Origin of the sequence: Agromyces aureus (assembly GCF_001660485.1) — a bacterium.
Classification (GTDB): Bacteria; Actinomycetota; Actinomycetes; order Actinomycetales; family Microbacteriaceae; genus Agromyces; species Agromyces aureus.
Genome location: NZ_CP013979.1, coordinates 4,116,039 through 4,128,699 on the forward strand (window position 1 = coordinate 4,116,039; position 12,661 = coordinate 4,128,699).

The 12,661-nt window shown below is 70.5% G+C and carries 13 protein-coding genes; 5 read left to right on the forward strand and 8 right to left on the reverse strand.

Annotation, left to right across the window (positions count from 1 at the left end; translation table 11 throughout):
- Positions 1–49 precede the first annotated feature (49 nt).
- Positions 50–1,054, reverse strand: coding sequence for an alcohol dehydrogenase catalytic domain-containing protein (locus ATC03_RS18390; RefSeq protein WP_067880368.1), 1,005 nt, complete (start codon positions 1,052–1,054; stop codon positions 50–52).
- A gap of 300 nt (positions 1,055–1,354) precedes the next feature.
- On the opposite strand from ATC03_RS18390, the gene ATC03_RS18395 reads away from it, so the two are divergent.
- Positions 1,355–2,437, forward strand: coding sequence for an ABC transporter substrate-binding protein (locus tag ATC03_RS18395; protein ID WP_067880369.1), 1,083 nt, complete (start codon positions 1,355–1,357; stop codon positions 2,435–2,437).
- Positions 2,438–2,572: 135 nt separating this feature from the next.
- A complete protein-coding gene (locus ATC03_RS18400) occupies positions 2,573–2,962 on the forward strand; it encodes a VOC family protein (protein WP_067880372.1) in 390 nt (129 codons plus the stop codon).
- A gap of 95 nt (positions 2,963–3,057) precedes the next feature.
- Here ATC03_RS18400 and ATC03_RS20775 read toward each other — a convergent pair whose 3' ends face one another.
- The 7 genes from ATC03_RS20775 to ATC03_RS18430 form a co-directional block, all read right to left on the reverse strand.
- The gene (locus ATC03_RS20775; RefSeq protein ID WP_169829230.1) at positions 3,058–3,201 is read right to left on the reverse strand and encodes a hypothetical protein; all 144 of its coding nucleotides are present in this window, start codon (positions 3,199–3,201) and stop codon (positions 3,058–3,060) included.
- 184 nt (positions 3,202–3,385) lie between these two features.
- Entirely contained in the window at positions 3,386–4,240 is an 855-nt protein-coding gene (locus ATC03_RS18405; RefSeq protein WP_067882574.1) for an ABC transporter permease, read from the reverse strand.
- Complete coding sequence (locus ATC03_RS18410) at positions 4,237–5,073, reverse strand: ABC transporter permease (protein ID WP_067880373.1); 837 nt, start codon at positions 5,071–5,073, stop codon at positions 4,237–4,239. The genes ATC03_RS18405 and ATC03_RS18410 overlap by 4 nt, the downstream gene beginning before the upstream one ends.
- On the reverse strand, positions 5,073–5,915 hold the full coding sequence (locus ATC03_RS18415; protein ID WP_067882576.1) for an ABC transporter ATP-binding protein: 843 nt from the start codon (positions 5,913–5,915) through the stop codon (positions 5,073–5,075). Before ATC03_RS18415 ends, ATC03_RS18410 begins: the two co-directional genes overlap by 1 nt.
- Before the next feature lie 173 nt (positions 5,916–6,088).
- Positions 6,089–7,081, reverse strand: coding sequence for an LLM class flavin-dependent oxidoreductase (locus tag ATC03_RS18420; RefSeq protein ID WP_067880375.1), 993 nt, complete (start codon positions 7,079–7,081; stop codon positions 6,089–6,091).
- Between the two features lie 2 nt (positions 7,082–7,083).
- Positions 7,084–8,496: a dihydroorotase gene (locus tag ATC03_RS18425; RefSeq protein ID WP_067880377.1), complete on the reverse strand. Its 1,413-nt coding sequence runs from the start codon at positions 8,494–8,496 to the stop codon at positions 7,084–7,086.
- Positions 8,493–9,470: an alpha/beta hydrolase gene (locus ATC03_RS18430; protein WP_067880380.1), complete on the reverse strand. Its 978-nt coding sequence runs from the start codon at positions 9,468–9,470 to the stop codon at positions 8,493–8,495. Before ATC03_RS18430 ends, ATC03_RS18425 begins: the two co-directional genes overlap by 4 nt.
- Positions 9,471–9,679: 209 nt before the next feature.
- On the opposite strand from ATC03_RS18430, the gene ATC03_RS18435 reads away from it, so the two are divergent.
- From ATC03_RS18435 to ATC03_RS18445, 3 genes are read left to right on the forward strand one after another with little or no spacing between them, the layout of a single operon-like run.
- Entirely contained in the window at positions 9,680–10,690 is a 1,011-nt protein-coding gene (locus ATC03_RS18435) for a putative F420-0 ABC transporter substrate-binding protein (protein ID WP_067880381.1), read from the forward strand.
- The gene (locus ATC03_RS18440) at positions 10,690–11,835 is read left to right on the forward strand and encodes a putative F420-0 ABC transporter permease subunit (RefSeq protein WP_084003612.1); all 1,146 of its coding nucleotides are present in this window, start codon (positions 10,690–10,692) and stop codon (positions 11,833–11,835) included. The genes ATC03_RS18435 and ATC03_RS18440 overlap by 1 nt, the downstream gene beginning before the upstream one ends.
- Positions 11,832–12,647 carry an ABC transporter ATP-binding protein gene (locus ATC03_RS18445; protein WP_067880383.1) on the forward strand — a complete coding sequence of 272 codons (816 nt, stop codon included), beginning with the start codon at positions 11,832–11,834 and terminating at the stop codon, positions 12,645–12,647. The genes ATC03_RS18440 and ATC03_RS18445 overlap by 4 nt, the downstream gene beginning before the upstream one ends.
- The last annotated feature ends 14 nt before the right edge of the window (positions 12,648–12,661 follow it).

Consider the following 12,661-nt stretch of genomic DNA (forward strand, 5'->3'; position numbering starts at 1 on the left):
TCGACGGGTTCGGGCTCGTGCGCGGGCTTCTGCACGGGCGGCGCTGGCGTCACACCACATCGATGACCACCTTGCCCCGAGGCGAGGCGCCGAAGCCGCGGTACGCGCCGACGATGTCGTCGAGCGGATGCCGCGAGCCGATGATCGGCGCGATCGAGCCGTTCTGCACGTGTCGCAGTGCGCGGCGCACGTGCTCGTAGTCGGCGCTCGCGACGCCGCGCAACTGCTTGCGCTTGAGGTACAGGTCACGGGCGTCGAGTTCGAGGCGGGCATCGACCGAGGCGGAGCAGAACACCGCGCGGCCGCCCCACCCGAGTGCCGCGACGCCCGCGGCGATCGTGGGGCCGTGGCCGCTCACGTCGATCGCGACGTCGAACGGCCCGGCCTCCTCGAGGCGAGCGGCGAGTTTGTCGGTATCGGCGGCGACGACACGCTCGACCCCGTCGGCGCGGGGGAGTTCGCTGCGCGACGCGGCGACCACCGTCGCACCCAGGAGCCGCGCGTAGGCGACGGCCGTGTGCCCGAGCGTGCCGCCCGCGCCCGTGACGAGCACGCGGTCGGCGGCGGTGACCGCTGCGGCGTCGAAGGCGTTGATGACGATCGGCAGGCTGTGGACGGTCGCGCTCGCGATGGCGGCGTCGAGGCCGTGGCGATCGAACGCGTTGCGCGCGGGCACGACCACGTACTCGGCCGCTCCCCCGTCGCGGTGCACGCCGAGCACGGTCTGCGCCGGGCAGTCGGCCTCGTGCCCGAGCGCGCAGCGCACGCAGTCGCCGCACGGGATGTTCGGCTTGACGACGACCGCCTGGCCGAGCCGACCACGGTCGACGCCCTCGCCGAGCTCGACGATGACACCGGCCGGATCGAGTCCGAGCACGCGCGGAAGCCGGGCGGCCCGCCCCGGGCCGAGGCCGGCGATGACGTTGAGGTCGAGCTGGTTGAGGCTCACGGCCTCGACGGCGATCACCACCTCGCCCGGCCCGGGGCTCGGGCGCTGCACGTCGGCGACGTGCAGGCCCGCGAGGCCGTTGGTCTGCAGTCGTGCCGCTCGCATCCGACCCTCGCTCCCGCTTCGGTCACGACCTTCGATGTCGTGATTTCTGGATACCGTATCCAATCTGCGACGACGTGTCCACTGCCTCACGGGCCGCCGCAGACATCCGATCGCCCCGAATCAGCCTGCACCCGACGTCGCGAATCTGCCCGGAAGTCGCCGAAATCCAACCGTGACCATCGGCTTCGCCCGGAATCATGGACAGCTCACAGGATTTTGGATACGGTATCCGTCAATTCGCACGAGGCTCCGCACTCTGCGGCAGGCCCCGTTCGAGACACCCCTTGAGAATGGAGAGTCATGCGCAGATCCATCCGACGATACGGACTGGTCGCGGTCGCCGGCGTCGCAGCACTCACGCTGCTGGCCGGATGCGCGGCCCCCGGCGGTGACGCCGCCGACGCCGAGCCCGTCACGCTCGGCGACGGCGAGCCCGGCCCCGCCGAGGACACCGAGATCACGGTCGCCATCCCCTTCCCCGACATCACGATGTACTCGATGTACGTGCTCGCGACCGACCTCGGCTACTACGAGGAGGAGGGCCTCACCGTCGAGGTCATCACGGCCGACAACGTCACGGCCGCGGTCGCGAGCGGCAGCGCCGACCTCGGCGTCGAGTCCACCGGCACCGTCATCGAGGCGATCCGAGGCGGCGTCGAGGTCGACCTGGTCGGCGGCCACTACTGCCGTCAGAACTTCGACTTCGCCGCCCAGCAGGGCATCACGGAGGTCGAAGATCTCGAGGGCACGTCGATCGTGCTCGCCGGCACCCCGGGCGACCCCGCCGAGTTCCAGCGCAAGCTGGTGCTGAAGGAGGAGGGCTGGGATCTTGACACCGTGCAGACCGAGGTCGTCTACCCCGGCCCCGGCTCCGAGTCGTGGACCGAGTTCTTCGTGAACGACCGCATCTCGATGCAGCCGTTCTACGCCGACGACCTGCCCGCGCTCGAGGAGCACGGGGCGAACGTCATCGTCGAGTCGCTGCGCAACTGGGCGAACGACGTGCAGGTGGCCGGTAGCGGCTGGGTCGCCGAGAACCCCAACACGCTCGTGCGGTTCCTGCGGGCGACCCTCAAGGCGACCGACTACATGACCGCACCGGCACCCGGCGAGTTCCCCGAGAACGTCGACTCGGTGCTCGACATCTACGAGGCCAACGACTTCGACGTCGAGCCCCTCCGCGGATCCGACAGCGTCTGGGTGCTCGACGGGCACCTCGCCTGCCAGAACCTGTACTTCGGCACCGAGGCCTGGGACACCACCATCGAGACGCAGCAGCTCGAGCCCATCGAGTTCGACACCGCGCAGCTCGTGTACCTCGAGAAGGCGCAGGAGCTGCTCGGCCTCGACAACGAAGGCCCCGCGACGCTGCCCTACCCCTGACCGCCACCAGTCGCACACGAAGCCCCCGCCGGAGCGCATGCCGACGGGGGCTTCTCCGTGTTCCGGATGCCGCGTGCTGCAGTTCGCCCGTCGGCCGTACGGTGGCCCTTGACAGGCCCAACGAAAGGCAGACCCGTGAAACTCCAGACCGTCAGCATCTTCGTCGACGACCAGCAGCGCGCCGCCGACTTCTACACGACCAAGCTCGGCTTCGCCATCGCGGCCGACGTGCCGATGGGCGCGCACCGCTGGCTCACGGTCGTCGATCCGGCGCGACCCGACTCGACCCAGATCTCGCTCGAGCCGAAGGACCACCCCGCCGTGAGCCCGTTCGTCGACGCGCTCGTGGCTGACGGCATCCCGTTCTGCGTGCTCGGCGTCGACGACGTGCAGGCCGAGTACGACCGGCTCGTCGCCCTCGGCGTGACGTTCACCCAGCCGCCCACCGACATGGGGCCGGTCATCATCGCCGTGCTCGACGACACCTGCGGCAACCTGCTCCAGCTCGCGCAGTTCACCGGCTGACCGCGCGGCGCCCCGACTGCTCGACCCTCACCTTCGACTGCGAAGAGCCCCGGCCGAGCGGATGTCGGCGGGGGCTCTTCGTTCGTCTCGGAGGCTTACTTCTTGCGGTGCGTCGCCTCGGTGATGTCGCTGCCGGTCGACCGGCCGGCGGCCTTCGTCTTCTTGTCGGCCCGCTTCTCCTTGAGCGTGCGGGTGGCCGCGGTTTTCGATGCGGACTTCTTGGGGGACTTGTCGGACATGGTGACGACCTTTGATCGGGAGCTCGAACGGCCCCGTGCGCGCAACCCTACGCGGCGGACCTCCCGACGCCGCCCGCTCGGGGGTGGTTCACAGGTCTCCGCCCACCGGCCCGTCGAACGGCGGAGCCGGCCCCCGCGTCGCGCATGACGCGGGGGCCGGCGGTCTGTGGGTCGGGCGCCGCCGCTAGCTGCGACCCATGATCTGCCGGTCGTCGTACCAGGGCGCGAGCTTCTTGCGCAGCACCGAGATGAGCGCGAGCGTGAGGTTCGCGATGATGACCATGACGATCACCATGGCGATCGCCTCGTCCATCTGGAACTGGTAGGCGGCGAACTCGAGCATGTGGCCGAGGCCTCCGGTGCCGCCGAGGAACTCGCCCAGCACCTCGCCGGTGAAGCCGAGCGCGGCCCCGCGCTGGATGCCGGCGAGGATGTACGGCAGCGTCGAAGGCAGGATCACCTTCCAGCCGAGCGCGACCCCGTTGACGCCGTAGACCCGGCCCGCGTTCACGAGCGAGGCTTGAACGGTGACCGCGCCCTCCATGGTGTTGAGGATGATCGGGAACACCGCGAGCAGGAACACCAGCGCGATCTTCGACTCGTTGCCGAGCCCGAGCACCAGGATGAACAGCGGCGCGAGCGCGACCTTGGGCGTCGAGTAGAGCAGCCACAGGAACGGCGCGACCGTGAAGCGCAGTACCGGCGACCAGCCCACGGCGAGACCGACGACCACGCCGACGACGACCGCGAGTACGAGCCCGATGAGCAGGTTCTGCATGCTGAACACGAACGCCTGCCAGAACTCGGGCTCGACGAGCAGCTGCAGGAACGCGGCGAAGACCGCGGTGGGCGGCGGCAGGAACGCCTCGGGCACGAGGTGCAGCCATGAGACCGCGGCCTCCCACACGAGCAGGATCGCGGCGATCACGCCGAGCAGCAACCAGGTCCAGCGGCTGGGGCCGCGGAGCCCGCGACCGCCGGCACGTGGGCGGCGCGGAGCCGGCGCGTTCAGCGCCTCGATCGAGACGGTCGCGGTCATCGTCGTGCCTTCCTGGTCCACGGCGCGACCCAGCGCTCGACGAGGGTCACGACGCCTGTCATGCCGACGCTCCAGCACACGACGACGCCGATCGCGGCGAACGCCTGGTCGGTCTGATAGGTGTTGGCGGCGCGGATGATGAGCGCGCCCATTCCGCTCGAGGAGCCCGAGAGCTCGGCGACGACCATGCCGATCGTCGCGAGAACGACCGCCTGCCGGAGCCCGGCGAAGAGGAACGGCACGGTCGACGGCAGGAAGACCCGCCGGTAGAGGTCGACCTGCGTGCCGCCGTAGACGCGCGCGGCCCGCAGCAGCGACGGGCTGGTCGTGCGCATGCCCGCGGCGATGTTCAGCATGATCGGGAACAGTGCGCTGACGACGACGAGGAAGATCACCGGGCCGATGCCGAAGCCGAACCAGGCCTTCGCGAGCGGCTGGTAGGCGATCGCCGGCGTCGCGTAGATGGTCCACGCGATCGGCCCGACGACCTTGTCGACCGGCAGCGAGGCGCCCATGAGCAGCCCCACCGGGATGCCCACGATCACGGCGATCGTGAACCCCGTGAGCCAGGCCTGCAGCGAGACCACGGCGTTCGCGGCGAGCGTGCCGTTGGCGACGATCTCGGCGAATCCCTGCGCGATCGCGAGCGGCGGCGGGAAGAAGACGGGGTTGATGAGCCCCCAGTACCCGACCACGAGCTGCCAGACGAGCAGCACGACGAACACCTCGACGGCGATGACGGCGGCCTTGCCGCCGGTCGAGAGGCCGCCGAGCCATTCCGCGACCCCGCCGCGGCCCGAGCGCGGGCCGCCGCTCGCGAACAGGACGCTCATCAGCTGCCGCCCACCGCAGCGGCCTCGGCCTCGGCCTGTAGCGCGTCCCACAGGTGGTCGCGCAACTCGAGGAACCTCGGGTCGGACTGCACGCTGCGCTCCGAGCGCGGGCGCGCCAGCCCGGTCTCGATGACCTCCTTGATGGCACCGGGGTGGCTCTTGAACACGACGATGCGGTCGCCGAGCAGAATCGCCTCCTCGATCGAGTGCGTGATGAAGAGCACGGTCTTGCCGGTCGCGGCGATGAGCTTCTCGATCTCGTCGCGCATGACCTCGCGGGTGAGCGCGTCGACCGCGCCGAGCGGCTCGTCCATGAGCAGGATCCTCGGTTCGGCGACGATCGCCCGCGCGAGGCCGACCCGCTGCTGCATGCCGCCCGAGAGCTCCTTCGGGTACGACGACTCGAACCCGCTGAGCCCGACCAGTTCGATGGCCTCCTGCACGCGCTCGCGCCATCCATCGCCCTTGAGGCGCTTCTGCATCTCGAGGCCGAACTTCACGTTGTCGAAGACCGTGCGCCACGGCAGCAGCGCGTAGTCCTGGAAGACCACCGCACGATCGGGGCCGGGGCCGGTCACCGGGCGGCCGTCGACGAGCACCTCGCCCGAGGTCGGCTTCACGAGCCCGGCGATGACGTTCATCACCGTCGTCTTGCCGCAGCCCGAGGGCCCGAGCACGGTCACGAACTCGCCCTCGTGCACGTCGAGGTCGACGCCCTCGACCGCGGTGAGCGTCGCCCCGGTGCGCGCGACGTGGTAGCTCACGGTGAGGTTCCGCACCGAGATCAATGGGGCGGATGCCGCGGGCTCGGCCGGTTCGGAATCGGCGGCGGTCGTCGTCATCGTCATGTCCTGTCTCTCCACATCGGTCGCGGTCGATCATCTGGGCCGGTCGAGGAGCACCCGACGAAGGAGGATGCGTATCGAAACCTGGCGACCAGGTCTCGAGAGCTGAGCACCGGGTTTCGATACGCGTCGCCGCTTCGCGTCGGCGCTCCTCAACCAGCTGGGTGAGACTAGGCCGCGGCCGCGTTCTCGCGCAGCTTCGGCAGCACCTCGGTGCCGAGGAGTTCGATCTGCTCGAAGAAGCGGTCGAACTTGAACCGGAAGTCGAACACGAGGTGCTCGGTGCCGATGGCCTCGAACTTGCGGATCTCCTCGACGGCCTCGTCGGGGCTGCCGACGATGAGCTGGCCCTCGAGGTCCTCGACCGTCTCGAAGCTGCCCGACTCGGGCTTGACCGTGAACCGCGCCTTGTTCGCCCAGGCGAGCAGCCCGGGGATGTTGACGTGCTTCAGCGCCTCTTCGCGGGTGTCCTCGATGGAGGTCGGCGGAATGACGGCGATGGTCGGCATCGGCCGGCCCGAGACATCCGTCATGTCGCGCATGGTCGCGATGCGCTTCTCCATGGTGCGCAGCGAGATGCGACCGGGCATCCAACCGTCGGCGTACTCGGCCGCGAGGCGTGCAGAGGCGGGGGTCGCGCCGCAGTACCAGAAGGGCACCGGGCCGCCGACGGGCTTCGGCTCGATCGTCACGTTCTCGAACGAGAAGATGCCGTCGTCGTAGGTGACGTCGTTCTCGGTGAACACGCGCTTCAGGATCTCGGCGTTCGAGCGCACGGCCTCGACGCGGTTCATGTCGCCCCAGCCGACGGCCTCGAACTCGTGGTCGAAGGTGCCGGCGCCGAAGCCGAGGATGAGGCGCGGCCCGACGAGCTGGGTGATCGTGCCGGCCATGAGCGCGGTCACGAGCGGGTGGCGGAACGGGATCAGCGATCCGGTGCCGAGCTCGAGCTTCTCGGTGACGGCGCCGATCGCGGTGAGCGTGGTGAGCGCGTCGTAGAAGGTGCGGTTCGGCTTCTCCATCTCGCCGTGCGGCTCGAAGACCAGGTGATCGCGCACCCAGACCGAGTCGAAGCCCATCTTCTCGGCGAGCTGGGAGCCCTCGAGGAGTTTCTCCTTGCTCGCCTCTTCGCCGAAGTGCGGCAGCAGCAGACCGAATTTCATGGTCACGTCCCTTCTGTTGCGGCCAGTTCGGCCGATCGTGCGGCCGGAGCGGCCGCGAGCTTCCCGAATCCGGGCTCGCCGACGACGACGCCGTCGGCGTACACGTCGTGGCCGCGCACGAGCGTGCGCTCGATGCGCGCGCTGATGGTGCGGCCGTTGTAGGGGGTCCAGCCGATCTTCGACAGCACGTCGTCGTCGGTGATGGTCCACTGGTGCGCCATGTCGGCGATCACGATGTCGGCGTCGGCGCCCACCTCGAGCGTGCCCTTGACGCCCGCGAGGCCGAACTTTTCTGCCGGCACCTCGGCCACCATCTCGACGACGCGGTCGAGGTCGAGCTCGCCCCGGTTCACGGCGTCGAGCATGAGCTCGTAGTAGTACTGGATGCCGGGGGTGCCGGTGTGGGCGCTCCACATCTGGGTCCAGCCGATCTCCTTCTCCTCGCGGGTGTGCGGCGCGTGGTCGGAGCTCGCGACGTCGATCGTGCCGTCGCGCATGCCCTCCCAGATCGCGAGGCGGTTCTCGTCGGGCACCCAGTACGACAGCGCGTACGGGCCGAGGGTCTGCACGTCCTCCCACGTGGAGAGGAACGGCGCCCAGTGGTTGACCTCGCACGTCACGTCGACGCCGTTCGCCTTCGCGCGTCGCACGGCCTCGATCGAGCGACGCGTCTGGATGTGCGCGATGTGCACGGGGCATCCGGATGCCTCGGCCAGGCGCAGCACGACATCGATGGCCGTGTCCCAGATGACGCCCTCGCGAGCGGCGTAGGCGGACGCGTAGCCCTCCGGCGTGTTGTCGCCGCTGGCGAGCACCGCGCCCTCGATGTAGTCCATGAGCTTCTGGTCGTGCGGGTGCACGATGAACCGCTTGCCGGTCGGCGCGATGCGGTCCATGATCTCGAGCAGGTGGCCGTGGTCGTGAATGCCGGTGCCCGACGGGTGCGGGTAGTCGCGGCCGGTGTCGACGACCATGTAGATCTTGAAGGCGTTGATGCCCATCTCGGCCATGGGCACGATCTCGTCGAACTTCGTCGGCGCGGGGTTGTGGTTCCAGTCGACGATCGAGCTCGAGGTGTAGCGCTCGAACACGTCGGTGAGCGTCTCGACGTCGACGGTCGGCGGCTTCAGGTTCGGCATGCCGAACATGGTCGTGACGCCGCCCGCGGCGGCCTGCCGCGACGTCGTGAGGATGTCGTCCTTGTGCTCGTAGCCGGGCTCGCGGGTGTGCACGTGCACGTCGACCATGCCGGGCAGCACGAGCCGGCCGGTCGCGTCGATGGTGCGCTCGGCGACGAGCGCGACGTCGCGGGCGACGACGCCCGCGACCTTGCCGTCGTGCACGAGCAGGTCACCGGCGACCGGGCCGCTCGGGGTGACGACGGTGCCGCCGGTGATCCTCAGGTCGATGCTCATCGCACGGCCTCCTCGAGTGCTGCCTGCACGGGTGCCTCCTGGTGTTCGGTGAGCTCGCCCGATCCGGGCGAGCGGGTGGTGCGGACCTCGACGTCGCTCGGGCGCACGTAGCGGTCGAGCCAGTCGACGATCAGCGGGGTGGTCTGCTCCCAGTAACGGTCGTAGGCCGCGTAGTGGGTGGTGTGCCGCTGCATGATGAGCTGCTTCGGCCCCTTCGCGGCGGCGTAGAGCGCCTCGGCGTGGTCGGTCGGCGTGGTCGCGTCGCCCTCGACACCGATCACGAGCAGCGGGGTGGTCAACCGTTCGGCGGCCGCGATGGGCTTGTAGGCGAGGATCTCCTCGGCGCACGAGAGCGGGATCGCGCTCGGGATGCGATCATCGACGTCGGCCTTGATCGTCGTGGCGCGGCGCTCGGGCGTCGGCACCATGATCTCCTCGCGCGGATGCACGAGCCGGCCGGCGCCGGTGGTCACGCGCAGGCGGCGGTCCTCGTCGAGGCTCGCGAGGAAGGCGAGCCACTCGTGCTCCTGGCGCATGCGGTGCAGCCAGTCGGTTCCGTCGGCGACGGGCACCTGGCTGACGGCGGCCTTGACGCGCGGGTCGACGTCGGCGAGCAGCACGGCGTTGCCGCCACCGGTGCCTCCGGTGCCGAAGACGCCGATCGCGTCGGCGATCACGTCGTCGCGCGTGGTCAGGTAGGTGACGGCGTTCACGAGGTCCTGCAGCTGGCGGGCAGGCGAGAGGATGCCGCGGTCGCCCTCGGAGTCGCCGAAGCCGCGGTAGTCGAAGATGAGCACGGCGAACCCGGCGGCGACGAGCGCCTCGTGGTAGCGCACGTAGAGCTTGGCGTCCTTCAGGCCGAGCCACCCGGGGCCCTGCACGATCGCGCGGTAGGGGCCGGGGGTCTCGGGCGTTCGCCAGATCGCGGCGAGGCGGTCGCCCTCGCTGTAGAACTCGACGTTCGTGGTGATCATGTGGTGCGGGTCCTCTCGGATCGGCGAAGCAGCGGTGCAGAGTCATCTTTGCGTATTCTGGATCCAGAATCCAGTATTGATTCCGAATCGATCGTCGCCCTAGGATGAACACGACCGCCGATCCGTCTTGATCGGTTGTGATGGCCCGGGATTGGGCCGTGAGTCCTCGACAGCTGTCGAAGTCCGCACCGAACCGTCCCGGAGGAACCATGCCCAATTCCCGCCATCATCGCCTCGCCGCTGCCGTTGCGGCCCCCGCCATCGCTCTGCTCCTCGCCGGCTGCGCGACCCCCACCGCCGCCTCGACCGGCGGTGCCGACCCCTCGGCGGAGGCCGCGGCATCCGCCTACCCGCTCACGATCGACAACTGCGGCACCGAGGTCACGCTCGAGTCCGCTCCCGAGCGCGTGCTCACGATCAAGTCCTCGACGCTCGAGCTCATGCTCGCGCTGGGCCTGGCCGACCGCGTGATCGGCTCGGCCTTCAGCGACGGCCCCGTTCCCGATGAGTACGCCGCCGCGGCATCCGGCATCGAGGTCGTCTCCGACAAGGTGCCGTCGCAGGAGGCGACCCTCGCGCTCGAGCCCGACCTCGTCTACGCGGGCTGGGAGTCGAACCTATCCGCCGAGGGCGCCGGCGAGCGCGACGACCTCGCGAAGCTCGGCGTGGCCAGCTACGTCGCCCCCGCCGCGTGCAAGGCCGAGGGGTACATGCCCGACCCGCTCACCTTCGACGAGGTGTTCCGCGAGTTCGGCGAGGCCGGCGACCTCTTCGGGGTTCCGGATGCCGCAGCCGACCTCGTGTCGGAGCAGCAGGCCGCCCTCGACGCGATCGAGCCGAACGACGGCGGCCTCACCGCCCTCTGGTACAGCTCGGGCGACGAGACCCCCTACGTGGGAGCCGGCATCGGCGCACCGCAGATGATCATGGGCGCGGCCGGCCTCGACAACATCGCGAAGGACGTGCACGACACCTGGACGTCGATGAGCTGGGAGGCCATCGTCGACGCGAACCCCGACGTGATCGTGCTCGTCGACGCCGCGTGGAACACCGCCGACCAGAAGATCGCCCAGCTCGAGGCGAACCCGGCGACCGCAGCCCTGCCCGCCGTGCAGCAGCAGCGGTACGTCGTGCTCGACTTCCCGTCGACCGAGGCGGGCGTGCGCAACGTCGGCGCGGTCGCCTCGACCGTCGAGCAGCTCGGAGCCCTGGGGTTCTGATGAACTCCGCCGGTCGAGGAGCGAGCGCAGCGAGCGTCTCGAGACCAGACGCCGCATCCCCGGATGCTGGGTCTCGATACGGCGCTGGCGCGCCTACTCGACCATCCGGCGTCACCGGAGCCGGGCGCGCCCTCGCCTGGGGCCTGCTGCTCACGGCGGTGCTCGCGGCATCCGTCATCATCGCGGTCACGATCGGCCCCGCGCCGATCGCGCCCACCGACGTGTTCGCGAGCATCGCCGCGCACCTGGGATTCGGCGAGCCGACCCTCTCGACCATCCGCGACGGCATCGTCTGGGAGCTGCGGATGCCGCGCGTGCTCACCGCCGCCGTGGTCGGCGCCGGGCTCGCGCTCTGCGGCGCGGTCATGCAGGCGGTCACCCGCAACACCCTCGCGGACCCGTACCTGCTCGGGCTCTCGTCGGGCGCCTCGGTCGGCGCGGTCGTCGTGATCGTGCTCGGCGTCGGGCTGCTGCTGCCGCTCGCCGCGTTCGCCGGGGCCCTCGCCGCGCTCGTCGCGACGCTCGGTCTCGCCATGGCGGCCTCCGCACGATCGGGTCGCGGCGCGCGCCTCGACCCCACCACCACGGTGCTCGCCGGCATCGCGGTCTCGAGCGTGTTCGGGGCGATCACGAGCCTCGTCATCTTCTGGAGCGCGACGGGCGACAGCTACCGCGAGATCCTCAACTGGCTGCTCGGTTCGCTCGCCGGCACCGACTGGACCTCGGTCGCCATCAGCGGCGTCGCGCTCGTCGTCGTGGGGGTGCCGCTCCTCGCGAGCGCGCGCACGCTCGACGCCTTCGCGATCGGCGAGGCCGGCGCGGCCGCGCTCGGCGTGCACGTCGCCCGCTCGCGCGTGCTGCTGCTCGGCGGCACGGCGCTGCTCACGGGTGCGCTCGTCGCGGTGAGCGGATCGATCGGCTTCGTCGGGCTCGTGCTTCCCCACGCCGTGCGGCTCGTGATCGGGCCGGGCCACCGCGCGCTGCTGCCGCTCTCCGCCCTGGCCGGAGCGATCTTCCTCGTGTGGGCCGACACCGCCGCCCGCACCCTGTTCGACCCGCGAGAACTGCCGGTCGGCATCATCACCGCGCTGGTCGGCGGGCCGGTCTTCGCCTGGCTGCTGTTGCGCACGAGGAGGACCGCATGAGCCTCGACCTGTCGCGCGTGCGCTTCGACCGCGCCGGACGCACGATCATCGACGGCGTCGACGCGACGCTGCCCCACGGCGCCCTGACTGCACTGATCGGGCCGAACGGCGCGGGCAAGTCGACGCTGCTGCACCTCATCGCCGCGGTCGAGCGTGCTCGGAGCGGCGAGCTGCGGCTCGACGGCGTCCCGCTCGACGGCATGCATCGACGGGAGCGCGCCAAGGTCGTCGCCCTCGCCGAGCAGCAGGCCGAGGTCGACGGACGGCTGACCGTCGAGGCATCCGTCGCCCTCGGGCGCACCCCGCACCTCGGCGCCTTCGGGGTCGCCGGCCCCCACGACCGTGCGGTCGTCGACGGCGCCCTCGCGGCAGTGGGCGCCGCGGAGTTCGCCGGGCGCACGCTCGACTCGCTCTCGGGCGGCGAACGCCAGCGCGTGACCCTCGCCAGGGCGATCGCGCAGGAGCCGACCCTGCTGCTCGCCGACGAACCCACGAACCACCTCGACCTGGGTTCGCAGTTCGTCGCCCTCGACCTGCTCGCCGGGCTCGCCCGCGACGGGCTCACCGTCGTCGCCGCCCTGCACGACCTCTCGCACGCCGCCGCCTACGCCGACCACGTCGTCGTGCTCGCGGCCGGCCGGGTCGTCGCGGCCGGGCCGCCGGCCGACGTGCTGACCTCCGAACTCGTGCACGACGTGTACGGCGTGCAGGCCGAGGTGCTCGTGCACCCACTGACCGGTCGTCCGCTCATCGCGGTCGCGAGCACGGCGGCCGATCGCCCGGCGCGGCCCCCGCTCGACGCCCGGCGCTGAGACCATCGACATCG